Origin of the sequence: Tropicimonas sp. IMCC6043 (assembly GCF_004146235.1) — a bacterium.
Classification (GTDB): Bacteria; Pseudomonadota; Alphaproteobacteria; order Rhodobacterales; family Rhodobacteraceae; genus Tropicimonas.
On record NZ_SELO01000119.1, the window covers coordinates 1 to 1,337 of the forward strand.

General features: G+C 64.1%; 1 protein-coding gene. It reads left to right on the forward strand.

Features of this window, described 5'->3' with window-relative positions; all coding sequences use genetic code 11:
* Positions 1-1,337 (forward strand): AAA family ATPase (locus tag EU800_RS25990; RefSeq protein WP_165354862.1); only part of this gene is annotated, 1,337 nt, incomplete at both ends.

Consider the following 1,337-nt stretch of genomic DNA (forward strand, 5'->3'; position numbering starts at 1 on the left):
GAATGGGTGAACGACCGCACCCACGGACAGCAGTTCCGAGCGCGGTTCCTGAAGACCGCGGCGCCGGCCTCGGTGGACGGGATTGAGAAATATCTCGGCTCCGGCATGATCCGCGGCATCGGGCCCGTGTACGCCAAGAGGCTCGTTGGACAGTTCGGCAAGGATGTCTTCGACATCATCGAGGCGGATCCGGACCGGCTTCGAGAAGTGGACGGCATCGGCCCGATCCGGGCGAAGAAGATTATTGCCGGTTGGGCCGATCAGAAAGCCATCCGCGAGATCATGGTGTTCCTGCATGAGCACGGGGTCGGAACAGCGCGCGCGGTGCGGATCTACAAGACCTACGGCACCGACGCCGTGCAGGTGATGAGCGAGAACCCGTACCGGCTCGCCCGCGACATCCGAGGCATCGGCTTCCGTACTGCCGATCTGATTGCCGGAAAACTCGGCATCCAGAAGACGGCCACGATACGTGTGCGCGCCGGCATCTCTTTCGCGCTGACCGAGGCCATGAGCGACGGGCATTGCGGGTTGCCCGAGTCCGAACTCGTGGCTCTTGCAGAAAAGCTTCTCGAAGTCCCGCGCACCCTGATCGAGACCGCGCTCGACCTTGAGGTCGCGGACGAAACCGTGATCCGCGACACAGTCGGCGAGACCGCATGCATCTTCCTCGCGGGTCTCTATCAAGCCGAGCGCGGGATCGCGCAGCACCTGAAGCGCCTGGCCGTGGCGCCTCTGCCATGGGCCGCGATTGATGCCGACAGCGCTCTGCCGTGGATCGAGGTTAAAACGGGGCTCACGCTTGCCGACAGCCAGGCCGAGGCGATCCGGCTGGCACTGCGCTCGAAGGTACTGGTCGTCACTGGCGGTCCTGGCGTCGGCAAGACGACCATTGTCAATTCCATCCTGCGCATTCTGGCTGCGAAGTCCGTTGAACTCCTGCTCTGCGCACCGACCGGACGGGCCGCCAAGCGCATGAGCGAGGCCACCGGACGGGAGGCTAAGACCATCCATCGGTTGCTCGAATTCGATCCCAAGGGCTTCCGGTTCAAGCATGACGAGGAGAACCCGCTCGACTGCGACCTTCTCGTGATCGACGAGAGCTCGATGGTCGACGTCTCGCTGATGCTCTCGCTCCTGCGAGCTGTTCCGGATCGATCAGCCGTTCTGATCGTCGGCGACATCGACCAGCTGCCGTCGGTCGGCCCGGGTCAGGTTCTGGCCGACATCATCGGCTCCGGTTCCGTGCCCGTGGTGCGCCTGACCGAGGTGTTCCGCCAGGCCGCCAGCAGCCAGATCATCACCAGCGCGCACCGCATCAACCAGGGCCAGATACC